Source organism: Nocardiopsis suaedae, assembly GCF_027706745.1.
Classification (GTDB): domain Bacteria; phylum Actinomycetota; class Actinomycetes; order Streptosporangiales; family Streptosporangiaceae; genus Nocardiopsis_A; species Nocardiopsis_A suaedae.
In genome coordinates, this window is record NZ_JAQFWP010000016.1 from 66,698 (window position 1) to 87,948 (window position 21,251).

The following is a 21,251-nucleotide window of genomic DNA, read 5'->3' on the forward strand; positions in this document are numbered from 1 at the left end:
GCACACCGCCGCCGTGAGCACCGCCGCCCGGCCCGGCGCCGTGGCACGGAACCGGGCCGGGGGAGAGGGCTCAGCCCTGGCCCGGGTCCTGCGCCCGGGGCTCGATCGGCCCGACCACGCGCCAGCGCAGCCGGACCTCGTCCGGGCCGTCCTCGGGCTCCTCGACCGGCTGGCGCTCCGGCGGCGCCTCGTCGAGCGGCCGCTCCAGCAGGACCTCCACCGCGAAGCCGCCCCCCGCGTCCACGCTGATCCCCACGCCCCGCACCCGCGGGTCGCCGCCCAGCCACCGGCGGACCAGGTCCTTGGCCAGCCGCGCCTGGCGCAGGGTCGTCACGGCGCCACCAGCCGGGCGCCGAACGCCTCCAGCACCAGGCCGATCGGGTTGGCGTAGGTCAGCCCGGTGCCGTCGGGGCCGCCGAAGCTGCTCCCGGCGAACAGCAGGCCGACGGCCTCGCGCCCCTCGCGGGCCCAGATCAGCGACCCGGAGTCGCCACCGGCGCTGAACCGGCCGGCGTCGCCGGAGACCTCCAGCTGGTCGTCGAAGACCAGCTCCCCACCGGGGAAGGAGATCCTCAGCCCGTCCACCTCGAAAGCGGTGATCCGGCCGCGGGTGTGGCCGGTCGTGCGCCCGCACTTCTCCACCGCGGTCGCGCCGCCGGGCTCGGCGGCGGCCCCGGTGACCGGGCCGCCCGGATAGCGCGCCGGGTCGTGCTCCACCCCGTCGTCGATCCGCGCGATCGCCGCGTCCACCCGGTTCGGCCGGTCCCGCTTCAGGTCGCTCATCGCGACGAGCTCGCCGAAGCGGTCGTCGGGGTCGCGGCCGCGGTCGGCGGCGCCCGGCTGCAGCGCCCTGTCGCCGACGCGCGCCTCGCCGGTGTTGCCCAGGACATGGTTGTTGGACAGCGCGTGCACGACACCGTCGACCTCGACGAAGGCGCCGAGCGTGCCCGCGGTGACGTCCGGGTGCCCCACCGAGCAGCCCGGGACCAGCGGCCGGTGCGGCTTCTGCATCTCCTCCGGAGTGAACGGGGACAGGGCCCGGATCTCCCCGACCTCCACGACGTCGACCTCGCCGCGGGCCTCGCCGGAGATCCGTGCGAGCAGGTCGCCCAGGGGCGCGGCCTCACGCACCCGTACCGCCAGCCTGAACTGGTCCTGGGAGGTGGCCTCGATCCCCAGGGCCAGGAAGGGGGAGGCGGCGTCGGCGGGGGTGATGATCCGGCCGCGCAGGTCGTGCTTGAGCTCTCGGCAGGAATCCAGGTGCATGGCGTCTCCTGGGGGGTGGGAGGGACCGCTGGGGGAGGAGCTACGCAAGTCTCACGATCGGATACGGCTCGTAGTGCTCCGAGGTGCGGAACCTGCCCTAGGGTGTGCCCCGCGTTCCTCGGTAACCGTCTTCGTACCCTCGGTGGGCCCTGATCTCCCCTGCCGATGCGCCTATTGCGCGGGCGGAGCGGCCCCCGCCCCCTCGGCGGCGCCCTCCCCGGTGGGGCGGCGCGCCCACAGGGTGGCCACCAGGGCGCCCGACATGTTGTGCCACACCGAGAACAGGGCGCCCGGAAGCGCGGCCAGCGGGGCGAAGTGCGCGGTCGCCAGCGCCGAGGCCAGCCCCGAGTTCTGCATGCCGACCTCGATGGCCACCGCCCGGCGCGCGGACTCGGGGAGCCCGGTCACGCGCCCGACCCCGTAGCCCAGCGCCAGGCCGCACATGTTGTGCAGCACCACGGCGGCGCCCAGCAGCACGCCCGTGGAGGCGACGGCGTCGGCGTTGGCGCCCACCACCGCGGCGACCACCACGACGATGCCGCCCACCGACACCAGCGGCAGCAGCGGGAGCACCTTGAGCACCAGGCGCCGCGCCAGGGCCCGGACCGCCAGGCCCAGCAGCACCGGGACGAGCACGACCTCCAGGATCGAGACGAACAGGTCGCCCGCCGACACCGGCAGCGTCGACCCGGCCAGCCCCAGCGCCAGCAGGGGCGTGAGGAGGGGGGCCAGGAGGGTGGACAGCGAGGTCATGGCCACCGAGAGGGCCACGTCGCCGCGGGCGAGGTAGACGATGACGTTCGACGCGGTGCCCCCGGGCGAGGCGCCGACCAGTACCATCCCCACCACCAGCAGGGGCTCGAAGCCGAACAGCACCGCGATCCCGTAGCCCAGCAGCGGCATCACCGCGTACTGGGCGGCCACCCCCAGCAGCACCGCCTTGGGGTGCTTGGCCACGATGGCGAAGTCGACGGGCTGCATGGTCAGGCCCATCCCGAACATGATGATGCCCAGCAGCAGCGCGATGTGCGGGGCGAGGGCGGCGGACTCCTCCGGAAGGAGCATCCCGGCCACAGCTCCGGCCAGCACCAGCAGGGCGAACCAGCGGCCCACGAACGAGGCGACGCGTTCCAGGAGCGCCATGGCCGATCCACATCCTTCCCCGAAACGAGGCGTTCGCGCCGGTTGCCCGGCGCCTTTGACCCGCGGCAGTCTACGGCGGAGCAGGTCCGGCGGGTCCGGCGGGTGGGTCCCTTCCGGAACCCCGCGCCCGCGGGGGATGCCGTCCGGACACGGGGAAGGAAGCGGGGGCGGGGACAGTGGTCCTCGGGATCCGGAGCACGTTCGGGAAGGTGGTGCGGCGGTGCGCGCGGTCATCGTCGGAGGAGGCATAGCCGGGCTCGCGGCGGCGCTGGCGCTGGACCGGGTCGGCGTCCACGGCTCCGTCCACGAGGCGCACCCGCGCAGCGGCGAGGACATCGGCGCGTTCCTCACCATCGCGGGCAACGGCATGCGCGCCCTCGACCGGCTGGGCGCGGCCGAACGCGTCGCCAAGGCCGGGTTCGAACTCACCGACCTGCGGCTGTCGGGGCCGGAAGGGGAGGTGCTCGCCGATCGGCGGCTGGACACCCCCGGCGACCCGCTCAGCCGGTTCCGCTGCCTGCGCCGGGCCGACCTGCGGCGGGCCCTGCACGACGAGGCGCTGCACCGCGGGGTGCGCGTGCGCCAGAGGGAGCGGTTCACCTCCGCGCGGAACGACGGGAGCGGGGGCGTGGCCGCCGTGTTCTCCGGCGGCGGCGAGGCGACCGGCGACGTGCTCATCGGCGCCGACGGCCTCGGCTCCTCGGTGCGGGGCCACGTCGCCCCGGGACACGGAGGCGCGGCGGGCTGCCGTTACGCGGGGCAGAACATCTACTACGGCTATACACGCGACCACGAGCCCCCGCACGCGCGCGGGCGGATCGACATGATCCGCGGCAAGGGCTGGTTCTTCGGGTACACCGTCTCTCCCGAAGGGGAGGTGTACTGGTTCGCCCGGCTGAGCGCACGGGAGCTGGCCAGCGGCGAACTGTCGGCGCCGAGCCCCGGTGCATTGGCGCGGCGGCTCCTCCCCGCCCTCGGGGACGCCCCCGTGCCCGCGCGCATCGTGGAGGCGACGGGGAGCCGCGTCATGGCGACCAACGCCCACGACATCCCACCCGGCCTCCCGTGGCGCAGGGGAAACGCGCTCCTCGTCGGCGACGCCGCGCACGCCGCTTCCCCGGCCACGGGGCAGGGCGCGTCGATGGCGGCCGAGGACGCCGTGGTGCTGGCCAAGGCACTGCGCGACGGCAACGGGGTGGACGCGGCGCTCGCCGCCTATGAGCGGGCCCGCAGGCACCGCGCCGAGGAGAACGTGCGGCGCAGCCACGCGATGAGCCGTGAGCGGCCGGTCGCCCCCGTCGACGCGGAAACGGCCCGCAAGGATGAGGAGGCGCTGTCGCGCGCGCTGGACTGGGACACCCCGCTCGCCGACGCCTACCCCGACCCGGCGTGACCGAGCCCCACATGACGGCGCCCGAGGCGGCGCCCCCGGCCTTGGGCGTGTCGCCCCGGGCCGCCTGACCTGCACGCATAGGGTTCCCCTGCGTTCGGCTGAGGGGGGACACGTGGAAGAGGCGGGCGCGGAAGCGCTGGGCATGCTGCTCGTGATCCTGGCGGCGGCCTTCCTGGCGCCCATGGTGAGCGACCATCTCGCGCGCTGGGTGCTGATCCCGGCGACCGTCCTGGAGATCGTCTTCGGCATCATTCTCGGGCCGGCCGGGTTGGGGGTCGTCCACGAGGACGCAGCGATCGCGATGCTCGCCGACCTCGGCCTGGCGCTGCTGATGTTCATGGCGGGGTACGAGATCGACTTCGCCCGGATCGCGGGCCGCCCGCTGCGGCGCGCGCTGGTGGCCTGGGCCGTATCGGTCGGCGCGGGGCTGGCGCTGGCCGCCGCCGCGTTCGGCGCGTCCCAGACCGCCCTGATCGTCGGCCTGGCGCTGACCACGACGGCGCTGGGGACCGTGCTGCCGATCCTGCGCGATGCGGGCGCGCTCCAGGGGGCGTTCGGGACGCGGTTCCTGGCCTCGGGGACGGTGGGCGAGTTCGGCCCCATCGTGCTCATCGCCCTGCTGCTCAGCGGCTACCGCCCGCTGGAGGGAACCCTGCTGCTGGCCGGGTTCTTCCTGCTGGCGGGGGTGGCGGCGTGGCGCGCCACCCGGCCGCCGTCGGAGCGCCTGGGCAGGCTCATCCGGGCGACGCTGGGCTCCAGCGCGCAGCTCGCGGTGCGGCTGTGCATGCTGCTGACGGTCCTGCTGGTGTGGGTGGCCGCAACGATGCGGCTGGACGCGCTGCTGGGGGCGTTCGCCGCCGGGGTGATCGTCCGGCTGATGCTGGCGACCAACCACCCGGAGGAGGCCGAGGAGGTCGAGTCGAAGATGGACGCGGTCGGCTTCGGGTTCCTGATCCCCCTGTTCTTCGTCATGACCGGGGTGCGGTTCGACCTGCGCGCGCTGCTCGCCGACCCGGTGTCGCTGCTGCTGGTCCCGGTCTTCCTGGCCGCCTTCCTGGCCGTCCGGGGCGGCCCCGACTACCTGCTGTCGAAGGGCGACGTCCCGCAGCGGCAACGCGCCCCGCTGGCCCTGATGTCGGCGACCGCGCTGCCGCTCGTGGTGGTGCTGACGGCCATCGGCCAGGAGACGGGCGCCCTGGACGGGGCCCTGGCCGCGTCCCTGGTGGGAGCGGCGATGCTGAGCGTGCTGGTGCTGCCCCAGGTGGGGGGAGCCCTCCTGCGGCGCGCGGCGGATGCGGAGGCGTGAGGTACCGGAGGGGCGGCGCCGTTCGTTCCGCTGTGCTCACGACGCCGTGGCGGGCAGGGCATGGAGGAGGCTCGTGAACCGGGACGCGATCTCTTCACGAGTCCCGGAAAGCTCGACCGAGTGAATGTGCACGGTGATGCCTGAGGCTTCGACGAAGTACTCCTCGTGGCCTTTGGCGACATCGCCGAAGGCGTAGACCAGGTGCCCGCTCGTCACTCCGAGGGCGGCGCAGTAGGCGACCATCTGGTACAGGTCGTTCTTGGCCGGATTGCCCTTCGAATCGAGATCCTTGTACTTGGCATCGACGACGGCGACGGGACGGCCGGACTCGTAGACGACGGTGTCCGGGCGCAGGGTCACTCTCCCGAGGTGGTCGAGGCGGTGGGAGCGGTCCTGCGCCTTCGTCTTCCTTCCCGGCCCAAGGCGCTCATCGATGCGGGCGTCGATGAATTTCTCGAAGAAGGTCTCCGGGTTGAAGAGGAAACCGTCGACCGGTACCTGTCCACGGCCTTCGTGGTTCGCCGAGTCCCCTCGGAGGATCGTTTCGGCCAGGTGCAGGACCGGTTCGAAACCGCGGTTGCGGGACGAAGGCTTCCACTGGGGGAACGGTTCGTCGGGTGCCAGGGGGACGAGTTCGGAGAGGTCCTCTTCGATGCCGCGCAGGAAGGACGACGTCGACCGACTCACGCCGGGCAGTGAGGCGAGCCGCCGCGCCGCGGTCAGCAGCACGCGGTTCTCCGGCAGCACGACGGTGAAATCGTCGTGTTCGCCGATGATCGGAGTGGCGAGCGACCCCCTCCGCCTCGTCTGCTCCTCAGGGAGGATGCGGCCTCTGAGTACCGTCGCCTCCTCCTTTGTCGTCCGGTAGTCCCGCAGAGGCGCTCCCCCGTTCGCGCGCTTGTACGAGCGTGCGAACGCTTCGGCCATTGCGGGCAGGAGGGGCTGCGTTTCGGGGAGCGGGATCGTATGGACATCCCAAGCCTCGGAGTCGTGGCCGAGCAGCATCAGGATCCGGTGGATCGAGAGCTTGGGGTGGATGTGCAGGTGGATGGGGCGGCCACCCGGGACGGGGATGCGCACCGCGCCGATGCACGTCGCGGCCTCCACCTCCCACTCCGTGGGCGACGACCTTTTCATCTTCACGACCTTGGCGTTCCCGCTCAAGAACCTGTCAGAGAACTCCTCCAACGCCGACGCCTCACCGGGAGTGAGGTGTACCGGCCTTGGCTTCTCCCTCTCCTTGAGCGAGATGACGAGTGGATCCTCACTCACGGCCGTCCGCCCCTCCGGCCGCCTCGGACCCGGCGCAGTCCGCGCCGAACGACCCGGCCCCGATCGCATGGAGCAGGACGTCCAGTCCGAACTCCGCCTCGATCCCCGATCCGTACCGGCCCTCCTCCAGAAGGGGGATGATCTCGGACTCCCACACCAGGCGCAGCCCTTCACGGGAGCCGGTCCGCGTCGTCATGAGGAAGGACGGGCCGATGAGCCGGGCAGAGTCGCCGATGCGCCTGTTGAGTTCCTCCAGAAGCCGCGCCGGTGTCGAATCCCTTTCCTTCTCGCCGAGCCAGCGCGCCAGCAGTCCGTCGAGCGGGGCCTTGTCGGGTGAGAGCGCCCTGAAGGCGAACCGGCGGCGGAGTGCCGAATCCACCAGGGCGATCGACCGGTCCGCCGTGTTCATGGTGCCGACCACGAACAGGTTCTCCGGCAGGGAGAACGACGCGCTTTCCCGCGCGTACTGGAGGGTGATCCGCCTGTCGCGGTATTCGAGCAGGAAGTACAGTTCCCCGAACACCTTGGCCGTGTTCGCGCGGTTGAACTCGTCGATGACCAGGAAATACGGGTGGGCGGGGTCGTTGCGCGCCGCCTCGGCGATGCGCTTGAAAGGGCCGTCCTCCGGGGCGTAGGTGAGGCTTCCGTCTTCTCGCACCTGCGGCCGCAGGCCCTCGACGAAATCCTCATAGGCGAATGAGGGATGGAATTGGACGAGCTCCGTGCGGTCCTCTCCGGCGACGAACTCGGCGAGCGCGAGGGCGAGATACGTCTTCCCGGTCCCGGGCGGGCCGTACAGCAGGAGCTGGCGCTTGTCCCTCAGCAGTTCGAGCGTCTCGGCGACCCAACCGCGGGGGAAGAGGAGGCGGTCGGCCAGGGGAGCGCTCTCCGCGGGCCAGTCGATGTCGACCGTCCCGTCGATGGCCTGGGCCTCGTCGCCGACGTCCTCGCCCAGCCCCGCCTGTTCGGCCAGCCAGGCGATGGCGTCGGTGATGTCGCTGACCGTGGTGCGCCGGTTGAGGGAGCTGCGGACCGTCTGCGGGAGGTCGGCGCGGCTGAGGGTGTTCCGGCTCCACTCGACCTTCCGGCGGCGGGCGGCCTGGAGGCCGTCCGACGGGTCGTAGTAGGCCTCGCCTACGGTCCTGCCGACGTGGACGTCGTCGCCGTCGACGGTCGCCACGAGGTCGCCCGGCCGGATCCGGGTGAGGAACGTGTGGAGTTGCGAGGTCGCCTGGCCTGTGCTCCGCGGCGATGACTCGGGGTAGGCCTCGGCGACGACCGATTGGATCTCCTCGCGCGGGGTGCCGGGCATGATCCTGGGCACCTCCATGAAGGACGTGGAGACGAAGCCCTCCCGCAGCCATTGGGGGACCTGGTTCAGGAACACATGGTTCTCGCCGCCGACATTGGCCCCGCGAACCAGCCAGCCGCGCTGGGCGGCCTCCCCGCCCTGCCAACGGGACCGGAAGGGCTCGGCATAGAAGTCGACGGGGCCGTCGTGCCCGGCTTCGAGCACGGCGCGGATGGCGGCGAGGTCGCGGTCGACATCGCCCGTCGGCGCGTCGATCCGGCCGACGAAGGCGTCACGGATCCGCTTCTTGTGGTCGGCGCTCGCCATGACCTCGAAGGTCTCGGGAAAAGCGAGCCAGAGCAGCACGTTGTACTGGGCCCGCGCGCGGTTTCCCAGGTCGAGTTCGGTCATGGTCTCCAGTGCGGCCTCGCGGAATTGCCAGGGGGCGGACAGCAGCTCGGCGCCGGCGTCCGCGGCGTCCCGGTCACCGGTCAGGCGGCTCGCCATACGGATGAGAAAGGCGAACTGCGCCCAGCGGTAGTTGAGGAAGGCCTGACCGCCGAGCAGGAAGCCCTCAAGGGCCTCGTCCAGTTCTGCGGGGATCTGCACCGGCCGGGACGACAAGGCGAGGGCCTCGTCGATGATCTCCCGTTTCCTATCGGGGCTGAGCTGGGACGAGGACAGCGGGAGCATGTTCAGGTAGAGCAGCTCGCCCGCGAGTACGACCGCCTCGTCGGACAGGCCCTTGAGCTGGCGCTGCAGTTTCTCGACGAAGGACCCCCGTCCTTCGTCGAGGTTGCCGATGAAGGCTTCGTCCAACTCGGCTACCACGGAGGGGACCCAGATGCGCAGGTCCGGGTCGAATGTCGAACGCTCGCTGCGCACGCCCTGGTGGAGGAGGGTGTGAGCGGCTCCGATCACGGCTCGGAACTGGGGGTATTCCTCATACGCAGGCGCCAACGGGTTTCCCTTTCCTCTATTCCCTATGCCCGCGGACCGGGGGCGGGCGCTCACACGCTAGCGCCCGCCCCCGACATTCGGCGAACGGTGCGAACGCCCACTCCTCAACCGGGAACGGGAGTCGGATTAGGAAAACGGACAGGAACAGCGGGCCGGGGGTCATGGGGTGAGCACGAGCGTGTTCTCGGCGGCCCCTTCGACGGCCTCTTCAGTGAAATGCATCGGGACGGTCTCACCCGTGGCCCAGGACTCGGTCTGGGAGCCGCGGTCCGGGTGGAAGGCATGGCCGGAGGGGCCGGTCAGGTCGATCCAGCGCGCGGCGTCGAGGTCGGCCATGTCCACGGCCATGCGCATGGACGGCACCCACGTCACCGCATAGCCCTCCGTCCGGTCCCAACCCGTGGCATTCACCGTGCTGGAGCCGCCCGACGTTTCGACGGGCGAGCCGTTGAAGGCCCACTCGATCGGGCCGATGCCCGACGTCCCCAGCGACGGGTGGGTGGGGGTGAGGGTGTGCATCGCGCCCCAGCGCCACTCCGAGGGGTCGTCGCCGAACCGCCCGGTGAGCTCATCGGCGGCCCGCTCCATGGCGGCGGCGAGCACGGCGTCGCGGCCGCTGACCTCCTCGCCTTCCCACCAGGGGGAGTCCGGGTCCTCGAGGAGCCGGGACACCACCAGCCAACCGCGTGAGGAGCCGTCCATCGGGTGCTCTTCCGGGAGCTCGTCGAAGGCCAGGTCGAGCAGATGGTTCCACACGGAGTTGTAGAACGCGGCACCGGCCGAGTCGGCGTCCTGGTCCATGTCCCAGTCGGCCAGCAGCGCCTGCCCTTGGGCGGCCGCGCCGTCGACGTCGGCCTCCAGCAGGTGCGGGACGACGGCCCGCGCACCGAGGTTGGCGGTGTCCATCTGGATGCGCACCATGTCCTCGGGCGTCAGCTCCGTCCCGGCGTCGATCTCCTCCTGGAGGAGCTCGTGGATGCGGGCCGCCCTGTAGCCGTAGTCCCAGTCCTCGGTGAGGAAGTGCGGGTAGTCCGAGCCGGTGGCGGCCTGGTTCGCGGTGACGATGACGCCCGACTCGGGGTCGCGCACCGAGGGCAGGTCGTCGAAGTCGATGAAGCCCTCCCAGTCATAGGAGGAGTCCCAGCCGGGCGCGGGCCAGCGCCCGTCGCCCTCGCCGCGCACCGGGATGGTCCCGGGGGCCTGGTAGCCGATGGTGCCGGAGGTGTCGGCGTAGATGAGGTTCTGCGCCGGGACCTCGAAGGAGCGCGCGGCGTCGCGGAACTCCTCGAAGTCCGACGCCGAGGACATGGAGAAGATGGCGTCGGCCGTCGTCCCGGGGGTCAGGGCGGTCCAGGACAGCGAGACCGCGTAGCCGCCGCCCTCGGGCTCCCCGTCCGCCTGCTCGACCGGCTCCCCGTCGGCGCCGACCGGCGGGGCCTCGCCGAAGCCGCGCAGGTCGAGGGCGGCCCCGGCGTCGGAGAGCACGGGGCCGTGGCGGGTGGAGCGGACGGTGAACTCGACCGGCTCGCCGCCGGCCACCCGCACGGTCTCCTCGCGGGTCTCCAGCGGCTCGGGCTCGCCGTCGACGATGGCGGCCCCGTCCTCGATCCGCTCCAGGTACAGGTCGGCGACGTCGGGGCCGAGGTTGGTGAAGCCCCAGGCGATGTCGGCGTTGTGGCCGATGACGATTCCGGGCAGCCCGGCGAAGGAGAAGCCGGTGGCGTCGAAGGGGCACGCCTCGCCGGGGTCGGTGCAGTGCAGCCCGGTCTGGTACCAGACCGAGGGCATCTGCGGGCCCAGGTGCGGGTCGTTGGCCAGCACGGGCAGGCCCGAGGCGGTGTGGTCGCCGGAGACCACCCAGGAGTTGGAGCCCAGGTCGGGGCCGGAGGGGCCGAGCAGGGACGGCACCGAGCCCAGGCCCGCGCCGACGTCCTGGAGCAGGGGAGCGGCGGGGGCGAGGGACTCGTCGGCCCCGGACGTCTCCTCCCCGTCGCCGCGGTCCTCCCCCTCGCCGCCTGTCCCGCCGTCATCCGTCCCGCCGGTGCCCGCGTCCCCGTCCACGATCGGCGCGTGGTCGTCCTCGGGATAGTCCGGGTACAGCTCCTCGACCCGTTCCCGGTCGAGCCCGGACGCCAGCAGGGAGGCGCGCTCGATCTCGTCCTCCATGTTCCCGCGCAGGTCCCAGGCCATGGCCTTGAGCCAGGCGAGGCTGTCGGTCGGCGTCCACTCCTCGACCTCGTGGTCCGGGGCGAGGGCGGCGAGCACGGAGAACTCCAGCCCCAGCTCACCGCCGTCGCGCTCGGCCAGGTAAGCGTTGACACCGTCGGCGTAGGCGTCCAGGTAGGCCCGCGTATCGGGCTCGAGCAGCCCGTACTCCTGCTCGGCGACGCGGCGCCACCCCATGGTGCGCAGGTAGACGTCGGTCTCCACCTGCTCCTCACCGAACATCTCGGCCAGGCGCCCCGCGGTCGTCATCCGGTTGAAGTGCATCTGCCAGAACCGGTCCTGGGCGTGTACGTAGCCCTGCGCCTTGAACAGGTCCTCGGCCGAGTCCGCGTAGATCTGGGGGATGCCGTGGGCGTCCCGGTACACGGTGGCTTCGTTCTCCAGCCCCGGAACCGCGACCTCCCCGTCCACCTGCGGGAAGGCGCGCTGGACGCTCCAGAACCCGACTCCGCCCGCCACGAGTACGAGCGCGAGGACCACGGACAGGGGGATGAGGACCCATCTCCGGACGGGTCGTGTGATGCGCACCATATGCGCAATATAGACCGACTAGTCGGGAGGGCGAAGATCGGGGGGCGGGCACGGATCACCGGGACGGGGCCCCACGCGCCCTCGGGCCGGGGTGACGCGGGGAGCGGGAGCGGAGGGGAAGAGCCGCACGGACACCGCCATGAACACCAGTGTCACCAGGCCGACCAGGGACGCGGCCATCGCCGCCCCGGTTCCGCCGTAGAGGGCGACCGCGCCGCCGCCGAGCGCACCCGCCGCCGCGATCCCCACGTACAGGCCGCTCGTGTTCAGCGCCACCGCCTCAGTGCCCGCGTCGCCCGCCAAACGGAGCGCGCGCGTGTTCATCGGGGGGTTGAACCCCCAACCGGCGAACCCGTACACGGCCAGGGCGGCGGCCACGAGCCACACGGGCGCCCCGCCCCCGCCCGCCAGGCCGATCACCGCCAGGCCGACGGTGGCGGCCACGAGCAGGGCGAAGGTCCCCACCAGCGCCCGGTCGGCGCCCCAGTGGTCGGTCATGCGCCCGCCTGTGAAAGTTCCTACGGCACCCGCGGCGCCGACCACACCGATGAAGACGGCGAGGAGCCACCCGCCCTGGCCGCTCAGGTCCCGGGTGATCGGGCCGATGTAGGTGTAGGTGAGCATGCCGCCACCGGCCCCCATCACCGTGGCGAGCACACAGGTCAGTACCGCGGGGCGGGTGAGGATCCGCAGCCGCTCGCGCACCCCGATCTCGGGGGCGCCGGAGAGGCGCGGAAGAAAGGCTGAACTCGCGGCCGCCACGAGTAGGGCAAGCGCGGCCACAGCGACGAACGTCGACCGCCACCCGAACCAGGTTCCGAGCAGCGAGCCGAGAGGCACACCGACGAACAGGGAGACCGTCAGCCCCGCGGCGACCGCGCCCATGGCCCGGCCCGCCCGCTCGGGTGCGGCCAAACGCCCGGCCGTCGCGAAGACCGCTGGGGTGATCGAGGCGGCGACCAGAGCCGCGAGCACGCGCAGCGCCATGAGCCCCGCGTAGGAGGGCGCCAGCGCGGTCACGACGTTGATCAGGGCGAACACCGTCAGGCCGCCGACGATGAGGGCTTTGCGCGGCCAGCGCGCGGTGGCCACCGCGATGGGCGGGGCGGCCACCGCGTAGGTGATCGAGAAGACGGTGACCAATTGCCCGGCCGCGGCCTCGCTGACCTCTTGTTCTCGGGCGATCGCCGGGAGCACCCCGGCGGTGACGAAGTCGTCGGTGCCGATGACGAAGGTGGTCAGCATCAGGCAAGCCAGCCACCCGGACCCCGGGGGCCCGCCGTGTGAAGTGGACATGGCCGGGACGGTAGGGCGTTGACACGGGTGTCAAGGTCAAGGACCGCGACGGGCGCTCGCGGGCCCCGGAGCCTCACACGCGGGTCGTCTCTGCCCCAATCTCCTCGACGAGCGCCGACTCATGGGACGCCAGCCGGTTCCGGAGCCGCTGCAACCGTGTGATCCGGTCGTCCAGGCTCTTGAGACGGTCCTGCACCGTGTCCAGCTCGGCCGGGCAGCGCGGGGTCTCGCTCAACGGGCGGTCCGAACAGCCGTTCGCGGCGTAGTGGAGGATGTCCTCGGTGGTGAGCCCCACTTCGAGGAGGCTCTTGATGTTCCCGGCCCTGGCGACCGCGAGCCGGTCGTAGACCCGGTACCCACTGCCGTTACGCGCCGGGGCCAACAGGCCCTGCTGCTCGTAATAGCGCAGGGAACGGGTGCTGACACCGATGTGGCTCGCGAGTTCGCCGATGTGCATCGCCACCGCCTTGAGCATCGACCCTCGTTCGGGAGGGGCTGGAGCGGACAGTGGGACGGTACTCCATCACGGGCGCTCGCGGGCCCGGACGGGCGGGCCGGCGGCCCTCACTCGCCCACCGAGACCTCCATGGTGATGGGGAAGTGGTCCGCGTAGCCGTCCGGGTTCACGGGTTTGCCCGCTCCGCCGAAGCGGACGGGGGAGGGGTAGACGCCCGTCGACACCATGTCCTCGGGCTCGTGGACGATCCGGACCGACTCGGGTACCGCCCGCAGCACCGAGCCGCGCGTGACCATGTTCCGGTTCACCAGGAACTGGTCGAGCATGTTGGCGAAGTTGTCGAAGTAGAACGTCCCCGTCGGCTCTGAGGAGGAGCCGCCGGGTGCCTCACCACTGCCCAACGGCGGCCACATCAGGTTCCACAGGCGCGGCGTCGACGACGCGTTGAGCACCTTCGCGCGCTGGCGGGTGCTGAGGGCGTGCTGGACCAGGGACGCGTCGAAGGGCTCGTCGTTGAAGTCCCCCATGGCCAGGACCGGGGTGCGCGGGCCGTGCACCTCCAGCGCGCGCTGATGGAAGTAGGCCAGCGTCTCCCCGGCGACGGCGCGGTACGCGGCCGACTCCCACCGCCCGCCGCTCCGGGACGGCCAGTGGTTGCCGAAGACGGCCCAGGTCGTCCCCGCGCGGGTGCGGAAGTTGACCTGGAGGATCTCCCGGGTGCCGGTGCGGCGCATCACGACGTGCTGGAAGACCGCGTCGGGAGGCACCGCCAGCAGGTCCGGGTCGTAGAGGAAGGCGACGTCGATCCCCCGCCGGTCGGAGGTGTCGGCGTGCACCACCCGGTAGGGGCGGCCGGAACGGGAGCGAACGGCCTCGGCGAGCAGGCGCAGCACGTGCTCGTTCTCCACTTCGCACACCCCGAGCAGGTCGGGGCCGCGGCCCCCGTGCATCCCCGCGACGACCGACGCCAGGCGGTCGACCTTGCGGTCGAGCAGCGCGGCGGTCCACCCCTCCAGCGACGCCCCGAGGACCCGCTCCAACTTCTCGGTCCGCCGCGGAGAGCCTTCGACATCGAGCAGGTTCTCGACGTTCCACCAGGCGACACGGATCGCGGCCATACTCGGCCCCGCCTTCCTCCCCCCGGTGTTCCTCCTCCGGCTGCCCGCAATGCCCTGACCGCCCCAGCATGCGCGCTCCGAGTGGGCCTGTAAACACGCCTCGGACATGAGAGCGGCCCCTGGTGTCCGCATGCGGCCGTCGGGGCGCGCCGGGCGCCCAGGCCACCGGATCGGGGCGTGCGACATAAGGTTTCTCTACCGTCCGCGCCATATTGATCACTCACCGTCACGGTGACAGTCTGCAGTCGACGCGGAGCCCTCCGGGGCGGGCGGCATTCCTCGTGCACGCCCCCGCCCGTCGGGCTCCGCGTCTGGACCATCCCCCAGAACCCGGCTGATCGCCGGTGGAAGGAATCCCCATGGGTGCGCCATTGCGGAGCATGTTCCTGGTCGCCGTGGCGGCCGCGCTTGTGGCCTCCGCGGCCCCGACGGCCGCCGCGCAGGAGGCGGCCCCTGAGGCCGCAGCGGTGGCCTCCGAGAACGTCGCCGTTCAGGGCGACATCAGTGCTCACTGGACCGAGGAGCGGATGCGCGCCGCCGAGCCGATGGCGCCTCCCGAGCGGTCCTCTGCCCAGAAGCGGCCGACCCCTCCGCCTGAGGACGTCCTGCCGGCGCTGACCGGTGAGGGCGCCCCGCCCGCCGACGGCGCCCGGCCGGCCCCGGACGGGATCGCCCCCCTGCAGGGCTCCACCGCCCAGCGGTGGGGCAACCAGGGCAGCATGCCCGCCCTGACCATGGGCCAGCTCTACTTCGACGACGAGAACGGCGACCCGGCGCGCTGCTCCGGGTCGGTGATCAATACCGACAACCGCAACACGGTCTGGACCGCCGGCCACTGCCTGCACGCGGGCGGGACCGGCGGCGACGGCTGGCACAGCGCCTTCATGTTCGTGCCCGACGCCGACAACGGCCGGGAGCCGCACGGGCGCTGGGAGTGGCGGCGCGCCGTCACGGTCAAGGGCTGGACCGAGGACCGCGACCATGAGTACGACCTGGGAGCCGTGCGCTTCAACCCCCAGCCGCAGCGCGGGGACATGCAGGACGTGACGGGTGCGCAGGGCTACCGGTTCAACTACGGCCAGGAGTTCGACAACGTGCACCACTTCGGCTTCCCGGCCAACGGGTACGAGCGCGACGACTTCACCGGCGAGGACCTGTGGTACTGCACCGGGCCGACCGAGGACGCCGGCTGGTTCACTGAGGAACTGGTGCACCAGTGCGACATGGCCCAGGGGGCCAGCGGCGGCCCGTGGCTGGACGACCTGCAGACCGGACGCGGGTGGGGCTACATCGTGGGCCTCAACAGCAACTCCGAGAAGGACGCCGACGGTGACCCTGTCGACCTGGACGTCTACTCGCCCAACCACGGCGACGCGGCGATCAACGTCTACAACGACATCTCCTGACCCCTGAGGGCCGGACCGCGCAGGCCGCGCGCCCGGCCGACCGCCTTCCCCGTTCCGGCGACCGCCGGGACGGGGAAGGCACGGTGAGGCTCATCTCGGTTCGGCCTGTTCCATCCGCTCGTCGGTCCAGTGCTCGGAGACCTCTCCAGGGGGCCGGGGGTTGGTCACGCTCGTGGTCGTATCGGGTGCCTCCGCCCGGTGGACGGCGACGACGACGGCCGCCGCGCCCGCCGCGAGCACGCCGACACCGACGACCCCGAAGAGGGCGACACTTCTGCGCTTCATCCCGCCATGCTAGTGAGCACGCCCCGTCTCCCATGAGCCATGCCGCAAGGGGAGCGAGCAGTCGGCGGCCCGGGTGAGACGGCGCGATCGGCGGGCGTGGGGCCCGTCCCCGAGGAGAGAGGCACAGTGTCCACCACCGCCACGGCACGGCTTCGTGGTGGCCGCCGTCCTGGTATCCCGCACCGGCTCCGCCTGCTGGATGCCGGGCCTGGCCGGGAGTGGTCATTCGTGTCGATTTCAGGAGGGCGGTGACCCGTCCGGTCCAAGAAGAGGAGATCGAGGACCTCCTTCGCGGCGCAGAAGAGGGACCTCTCCCGGTACCTCGGCGAAAGGGCGGGGGAGCGCATCCGGGTCGGTACCGTGCACACCTTCCAGGGCGGAGAACGGGACGTCATGGTGGTGTCCCCGACGGCCGCGGCCGGGGTCGAGCGCGGGGCGGGCCAGTGGGCCTCCAGGCAGCAGAACCTGTGGAATGTGGCGGTCACCCGAGCGCGCTCGCGCCTCTACGTGGTCGGGGGCCGGGGGTACTGGTCCGAGCAGGGCGGCCTGCTCGCCGACCTGGCGGCCCACGCGCTGTCGTCTGCGGAGGAGGAGGCCCCCGACGAGGCGCGCAACCGGCTCTTCGGGGCGCTGACGGCCCGGGGGGCCGCTCCGGAGGCGGGGCCCGTCGTCAACGGGTACGCGTGCGACCTCCTCGTCTCGGGTTCCCAGAGTGGGGTCGCCGTGATCGTGGACGGTTCAGGGATCGGTGCCCCGGCACAGCCCGGTTCGGAGAGGGCGCTGGAACGCATCCTCGGTCGGGCGGCGCTCTTCGAAGAGGTGTCGGGGATCCGCACGGTGCGGATCCCCGCGTGGAGGTGCTGGGCCGAGCCGGACACCGCCGCGGCGGAACTCCTCTCGGGAACCGCCTGAGCGGAGCCGCCGGTCCGCCGGTCACCCCTGGGCCTGCGGCGCGCCGAGGTGGGGGGGTTGCCGGGGAGGCGGGGGCGGATCGGGGAAGGATGGTGCCCGGATCGGCTCTGTGCGGGTGTCCTCCGGAACCGGGGAGGGCGCGGGTGCGGGGCCCTCCTTGCGGGGTCCTCCGCAGTCGTCCGGTGTCGGCACCGTGGGCAGGAGAGGTGAGAGCGCTGTCATCCATCGGAGGAGAGGCGCGACCGGGGGCACCGTCCCCGGCGGATGAGGATGAGGACGGGCACGGTCCGCCCCGCCTGAAGAAGACGGTGTTCGTCGGGGCGTCGGTGCTGATCCTGGCGATCTCGGTGTGGGCGATCATCGCGCCGAAGAACGCCGAGGCCGTCATCGGCGCGGCCGTCGGCTGGATCTCCGCGGGATTCGGCTGGTACTACTTCCTCGTCGCCACCGTCTACCTGCTGTTCGTGGTGTTCGTGGCGGTGTCCCGGTACGGCGGGATCAAGCTCGGCCCGCAGCACTCCACGCCCGACTACGGGGTGTTCGCCTGGGCCGCCATGCTGTTCGCCGCCGGGATCGGCATCGACCTGCTCTTCTTCTCGGTCTCCGGACCGGTCACCCACTACCTCGCGCCGCCCGAGGGCGACCCCGAGACGGTCGAGGCCGCCCGGCAGGCCCTGGTGTGGTCGCTGTTCCACTACGGGGTGACCGGCTGGGCGATGTACGCGCTCATGGGCATGGCGCTGGGCTACTTCGCCTTCCGCTACCGCCTCCCGCTGGCCATCCGCTCGGCCCTGTACCCCCTGATCGGCAAGCGCATCCACGGCCGCGTGGGCGACGCCGTGGACCTGGCCGCGATCATCGGCACGGTCTTCGGCATCTCGGTGTCGCTGGGGATCGGCGTGGTGCAGCTCAACTACGGCCTCAGCGCCCTGTTCGGGGTGCCCGAGGGCGTGGCGGCCCAGACCGCGCTGATCGTCGTGGCGGTGCTCGTGGCCACCGTCTCGGCCGTGGCCGGCGTGGACAAGGGCATCCGGCGCCTGTCCGAGCTCAACGTCCTGCTCGCCATCGTGCTGATGCTGTACGTGATGTTCGCCGGCAGGCCGGTCTGGCTGCTCAACACCCTGATCCTGAACATCGGCGACTACGTCAGCCGACTGCCCGGGATCACGCTCAACACCTTCGCCTACGACCCGCCGGTCGACTGGCTCAATGCCTGGACCCTGTTCTTCTGGGCCTGGTGGATCGCCTGGGCGCCGTTCGTGGGCATGTTCCTGGCCCGCATCTCGCGCGGGCGCACCATCCGGCAGTTCGTCGCCGCCACGCTGGTGATCCCGCTGCTGTACACGCTGACCTTCCTGTCGATCTTCGGCAACAGCGCCCTGAGCATCGTCATGGGCGGCGACACCGGGTTCGGCGAGGTCGCCATGAACACCCCCGAGAAGGGCTTCTACACCCTGCTGGAGCAGTACCCGGGGTTCACCTTCAGCGCCGGGCTGGCCACCGTCGTCGGGCTGCTGCTGTACGTGACCTCCGCCGACTCCGGCGCGCTGGTCACCGGCAACCTCAGCTCCCACCTGCCCACGCCGGTCACCGACGCCCCGGCGTGGCTGCGCATCTTCTGGGCCGCGGTGACGGGCCTGCTCACCCTGGCCATGCTGATCGTCGGCGGCGTGGACGCGCTGACCAGCGCGACCATCATCATGGGCCTGCCGTTCTCGTTCGTGATGCTGCTGGTCATATGGGGGCTCTACCGGGCGCTGCGGGTCGAGCAGTTCCGGGTGGAGGCCTTCCGCACCACGCTGACCTCCTCGCTGTCCACCCGCACCGAGATCGACCGCCGGGGCGCCGACCGCAACTGGCGCCAGCGCCTGGCCCGGGTGACGAGCTTCCCCGGCAGGCGGGCGGCGGCCCGCTTCGTCGAGGAGGTGTGCCGCCCGGCCTTCCAGGACGTCGCCGAGGAGCTGCGCGAGCAGGGGGCGGAGGCCTCGATCACCGAAGGGGTGGACGAGGCGACCGGCATCCCGCACCTGGAGCTGCGCGCGCCGATGGGCGCCGAGGAGGAGTTCGGCTACCAGGTGTGGCCGATCGAGATGCCCACCCCGGCCTTCGCCATGCGCTCGCTGACCAACCAGGACACCTACGTGCGGTTCGAGGTGCGCCTCACCGAGGGCAGCCAGGGATACGACGTGATGGGCTACAGCAAGCAGCAGCTCATCGGCAACATCCTCGACGAGTACGAGCGCCACCTGGAGTTCCTCCGCCTGCACCGCGAGGCCGCCGCCGGGTCGGCCCTGCCCGACCACGGGCCGGGCACCGCCGAGGTGTACGTGGAGGGCGACGACCACTGACCCCGCGCCCGCGCGGGGCGGGAGGCGTTCGGGGCCGGGCTCGAGCGGTGCGGCGCGCTCCCTCACGGCGCGCGGAACAATGGGGGCATGCCTGAACTGCGCCACGGTGGCTCCGCCGACCCTGAAACGCCCTGCCCGTGCGGAAAGGGGGCGCCCTATGCCGACTGCTGCGCCCCGCTGCACCAGGGACGGCGCTCGGCCTCCACCGCCGAGCAGCTGATGCGGTCCCGGTACACCGCGTTCGTCCTGGGGGACTCCGCCTACCTGAAGAAGAGCTGGCACCCGACGACCCGTCCCCGCAGGCTCGACCTCGATCCCGCCATGGAGTGGGAGGGGCTGGAGATCCTGTCGGCCACCGGTGGAACGGCATTCCACACCGACGGCACGGTCGAGTTCAGGGCCTCCTATCGGCACGGCGGCTCGACCGGCGCCCTGCACGAGAACAGCCGTTTCACCCGCCATGAGGGGCAGTGGACCTACGTCGACGGAGATGTCACGGATTGACGACTCCTCGGGGCACCGGACAACTGGGCCGCCGGTCATGACGTCTTCCCCAGCATGATCGCCCTGCCCCACCGTCCCCTCACGATGACGGCCCGCTCCCTTATGGTCCTCCCGCTCGTCCTCCTGGCCACCGGCTGTGGCATCGACCGGCCGGACGATCCCGGGGAGCTGTGCGGCGGATCCGTGTCCGCGTCGGGTGGGCCCGCGGGGGAGGGGGCCCCGGTCCGGACCGTCCAGAACGTCGACGGGGACGCTTTCGAGGACCTGGTGCTCCCGCACCTCGGCCCCTACGAGTCGGGAGAGGAAGCAGAGCGTGAGGGGAGCCTCCTCGTCGTCCCCGGCGGTGCGGACGGTCCCGACGGCACGCGCGCACAGGCCGTCGTCCCGGGGGAGGGCGGGGTGCCCGGCTCCCCGGTGGCCGGAGCCGGGTTCGGGGACGGCCTCCGTCTGGGCGACTTCGATGGCGACGGCCGCACCGACGTCGTCCTCAACGCCGGGCCCGAGAACGAGGACGCGGATCGGACCCCCAAGACGATCCTGATCCTCTGGGGCGGGACGGACGGCGGCACGGTCGCCGATTGGCCGCGCGACGGCCGGCCGTCCCTGGAGGCGGTCGGGGACTTCGACGGCGACGGTACCTCCGACCTGCTCGTCGGCGGGGAAGGCGGCGCCCCGCACGTCCTCTACGGGCCGTTCGAGCGGGACGGTTCCTACGACCGCTCCGCCGACGCGGGGGAGGGGGAAGACGGGATCGGCCTCGGCGCCAGGGAGAACGAGTTCTTCACCGGCGATGTGAACGGGGACGGCCGTGACGACGTGTTCGCCATGGGCGCCTTCGAGGAGATGACCTACGCGACCGTCGTACGGGCATCGACCGGGGACGGCTTCGAGAGCGCCGGCAACGCGGCCGCGGCCGACGCGGGGGTCGTGGCCGACGTGGACGGCGACGGCTACGGCGACCTGGTGGTCCACGAGACCGGGGGCACGGCCGAGGAGGGGCCCTGGACACCGGGCAGGATCAGCGTGTTCCCCGGCGGCCCCGACTCCTTGGGAGCGGAAGCGGCCGGATTCACCCTGGACTCGGCGGGCCTGCCCCGCGAGGCCGAAGACGGTGACTACTTCGGCCGCGTCCTGGCCGCCGGGGACGTCAACGGCGACGGGTACGCCGACGTGGCCGCCGGTGTGTACCGCTCCGTCACGGCCGGAACCCCCGTCGACAAGGGGGACGTCGTCCTCCTGCCGGGAGGCCCCGACGGGCTGAGCGGTGAGGGAGCGTGCTTGCTGCGCCCCGAGGACGCCGACCAGTACCCCACCGCGTCGCCGCCTCCTGAGGACGAGTACTGGGACGAGTACGCCGACACGCCGCGCGCCCTGCTGCGCCTGCTCGACACCGACGGGGACGGCGCCGACGACGTGGTCGTGGGGGCGCCGCGGGTGGAGGACACCGACGACCTCCCGGCGAGTCCGGTCCGGGTGTACAGGGGCCTCGGCGATTAGAACGGCGCCCCGGGTACAACAGCGGAAAGCAGAGAGATAC

16 protein-coding genes and 1 pseudogene are annotated in these 21,251 nt (G+C 72.1%); 7 read left to right on the forward strand and 10 right to left on the reverse strand.

The genetic code is table 11. The features are described 5' to 3' along the window. Positions 1-70: 70 nt before the first annotated feature. The 3 genes from O4U47_RS11075 to O4U47_RS11085 all read right to left on the reverse strand — a co-directional run bounded on the left by O4U47_RS11075 (position 71) and on the right by O4U47_RS11085 (position 2,409). Positions 71-334: a hypothetical protein gene (locus tag O4U47_RS11075; protein ID WP_270677705.1), complete on the reverse strand. Its 264-nt coding sequence runs from the start codon at positions 332-334 to the stop codon at positions 71-73. Next, the gene (locus O4U47_RS11080; protein WP_270677706.1) at positions 331-1,266 is read right to left on the reverse strand and encodes a chymotrypsin family serine protease; all 936 of its coding nucleotides are present in this window, start codon (positions 1,264-1,266) and stop codon (positions 331-333) included. The genes O4U47_RS11075 and O4U47_RS11080 overlap by 4 nt, the downstream gene beginning before the upstream one ends. Positions 1,267-1,437: 171 nt before the next feature. Then, the gene (locus O4U47_RS11085; RefSeq protein ID WP_270677707.1) at positions 1,438-2,409 is read right to left on the reverse strand and encodes a bile acid:sodium symporter family protein; all 972 of its coding nucleotides are present in this window, start codon (positions 2,407-2,409) and stop codon (positions 1,438-1,440) included. Between the two features lie 220 nt (positions 2,410-2,629). Here O4U47_RS11085 and O4U47_RS11090 point away from each other — a divergent pair, with 220 nt between their 5' ends. Continuing rightward, a complete protein-coding gene (locus O4U47_RS11090; RefSeq protein WP_270677708.1) occupies positions 2,630-3,802 on the forward strand; it encodes an FAD-dependent monooxygenase in 1,173 nt (390 codons plus the stop codon). A gap of 112 nt (positions 3,803-3,914) precedes the next feature. After that, positions 3,915-5,108: a cation:proton antiporter gene (locus O4U47_RS11095; RefSeq protein WP_270677709.1), complete on the forward strand. Its 1,194-nt coding sequence runs from the start codon at positions 3,915-3,917 to the stop codon at positions 5,106-5,108. A gap of 36 nt (positions 5,109-5,144) precedes the next feature. On the opposite strand, the gene O4U47_RS11100 is transcribed toward O4U47_RS11095, so the two are convergent. The 6 genes from O4U47_RS11100 to O4U47_RS11125 all read right to left on the reverse strand — a co-directional run bounded on the left by O4U47_RS11100 (position 5,145) and on the right by O4U47_RS11125 (position 14,259). Further along, positions 5,145-6,380 (reverse strand): McrC family protein, encoded by a 1,236-nt coding sequence (locus tag O4U47_RS11100; RefSeq protein WP_270677710.1) that lies wholly within the window; start codon positions 6,378-6,380, stop codon positions 5,145-5,147. After that, on the reverse strand, positions 6,373-8,592 hold the full coding sequence (locus O4U47_RS11105; RefSeq protein ID WP_270677711.1) for an AAA family ATPase: 2,220 nt from the start codon (positions 8,590-8,592) through the stop codon (positions 6,373-6,375). Before O4U47_RS11105 ends, O4U47_RS11100 begins: the two co-directional genes overlap by 8 nt. A gap of 198 nt (positions 8,593-8,790) precedes the next feature. Continuing rightward, positions 8,791-11,388 (reverse strand): penicillin acylase family protein, encoded by a 2,598-nt coding sequence (locus tag O4U47_RS11110; RefSeq protein WP_270677712.1) that lies wholly within the window; start codon positions 11,386-11,388, stop codon positions 8,791-8,793. Positions 11,389-11,406: 18 nt separating this feature from the next. After that, complete coding sequence (locus tag O4U47_RS11115) at positions 11,407-12,684, reverse strand: MFS transporter (RefSeq protein ID WP_270677713.1); 1,278 nt, start codon at positions 12,682-12,684, stop codon at positions 11,407-11,409. 73 nt (positions 12,685-12,757) lie between these two features. Beyond that, positions 12,758-13,159: a MerR family transcriptional regulator gene (locus tag O4U47_RS11120; protein WP_270677714.1), complete on the reverse strand. Its 402-nt coding sequence runs from the start codon at positions 13,157-13,159 to the stop codon at positions 12,758-12,760. 89 nt (positions 13,160-13,248) lie between these two features. Next, positions 13,249-14,259 (reverse strand): endonuclease/exonuclease/phosphatase family protein, encoded by a 1,011-nt coding sequence (locus O4U47_RS11125; protein WP_270677715.1) that lies wholly within the window; start codon positions 14,257-14,259, stop codon positions 13,249-13,251. A gap of 359 nt (positions 14,260-14,618) precedes the next feature. Between O4U47_RS11125 and O4U47_RS11130 the strand changes: the two genes are divergently transcribed. Next, positions 14,619-15,665 (forward strand): trypsin-like serine peptidase, encoded by a 1,047-nt coding sequence (locus O4U47_RS11130; protein ID WP_270677716.1) that lies wholly within the window; start codon positions 14,619-14,621, stop codon positions 15,663-15,665. 90 nt (positions 15,666-15,755) lie between these two features. Here the strand turns inward: O4U47_RS11130 and O4U47_RS11135 are convergent, their stop codons facing one another. Then, complete coding sequence (locus O4U47_RS11135; protein ID WP_270677717.1) at positions 15,756-15,950, reverse strand: hypothetical protein; 195 nt, start codon at positions 15,948-15,950, stop codon at positions 15,756-15,758. 294 nt (positions 15,951-16,244) lie between these two features. Between O4U47_RS11135 and O4U47_RS11140 the strand changes: the two are divergent. The 4 genes and pseudogenes from O4U47_RS11140 to O4U47_RS11155 all read left to right on the forward strand — a co-directional run. Beyond that, positions 16,245-16,862: pseudogene (locus O4U47_RS11140) on the forward strand (AAA domain-containing protein); the annotation flags it as partial. Positions 16,863-17,077: 215 nt separating this feature from the next. Further along, positions 17,078-19,210, forward strand: a complete 2,133-nt coding sequence (gene betT, locus O4U47_RS11145; RefSeq protein ID WP_270677742.1) for a choline BCCT transporter BetT — start codon at positions 17,078-17,080, stop codon at positions 19,208-19,210. An 87-nt stretch (positions 19,211-19,297) separates the two neighbouring features. After that, positions 19,298-19,714: a YchJ family protein gene (locus tag O4U47_RS11150; protein WP_270677718.1), complete on the forward strand. Its 417-nt coding sequence runs from the start codon at positions 19,298-19,300 to the stop codon at positions 19,712-19,714. 84 nt (positions 19,715-19,798) lie between these two features. Continuing rightward, positions 19,799-21,211, forward strand: a complete 1,413-nt coding sequence (locus tag O4U47_RS11155) for a VCBS repeat-containing protein (protein WP_270677719.1) — start codon at positions 19,799-19,801, stop codon at positions 21,209-21,211. Positions 21,212-21,251 lie beyond the last annotated feature (40 nt).

Excerpts from the sequence above, each read along its gene's own strand:
- O4U47_RS11080 (WP_270677706.1), bottom strand. The coding sequence starts at position 1,266 with ATGCACCTGGATTCCTGCCGAGAGCTCAAGCACGACCTGCGCGGCCGG.
- O4U47_RS11085 (WP_270677707.1), bottom strand. The coding sequence starts at position 2,409 with ATGGCGCTCCTGGAACGCGTCGCCTCGTTCGTGGGCCGCTGGTTCGCC.
- O4U47_RS11110 (WP_270677712.1), bottom strand. The coding sequence starts at position 11,388 with ATGGTGCGCATCACACGACCCGTCCGGAGATGGGTCCTCATCCCCCTG.
- O4U47_RS11115 (WP_270677713.1), bottom strand. The coding sequence starts at position 12,684 with ATGTCCACTTCACACGGCGGGCCCCCGGGGTCCGGGTGGCTGGCTTGC.
- O4U47_RS11120 (WP_270677714.1), bottom strand. The coding sequence starts at position 13,159 with ATGCTCAAGGCGGTGGCGATGCACATCGGCGAACTCGCGAGCCACATC.
- O4U47_RS11125 (WP_270677715.1), bottom strand. The coding sequence starts at position 14,259 with ATGGCCGCGATCCGTGTCGCCTGGTGGAACGTCGAGAACCTGCTCGAT.
- O4U47_RS11130 (WP_270677716.1), top strand. The coding sequence starts at position 14,619 with ATGGGTGCGCCATTGCGGAGCATGTTCCTGGTCGCCGTGGCGGCCGCG.
- O4U47_RS11135 (WP_270677717.1), bottom strand. The coding sequence starts at position 15,950 with ATGAAGCGCAGAAGTGTCGCCCTCTTCGGGGTCGTCGGTGTCGGCGTG.
- O4U47_RS11150 (WP_270677718.1), top strand. The coding sequence starts at position 19,298 with ATGCCTGAACTGCGCCACGGTGGCTCCGCCGACCCTGAAACGCCCTGC.
- O4U47_RS11155 (WP_270677719.1), top strand. The coding sequence starts at position 19,799 with ATGACGGCCCGCTCCCTTATGGTCCTCCCGCTCGTCCTCCTGGCCACC.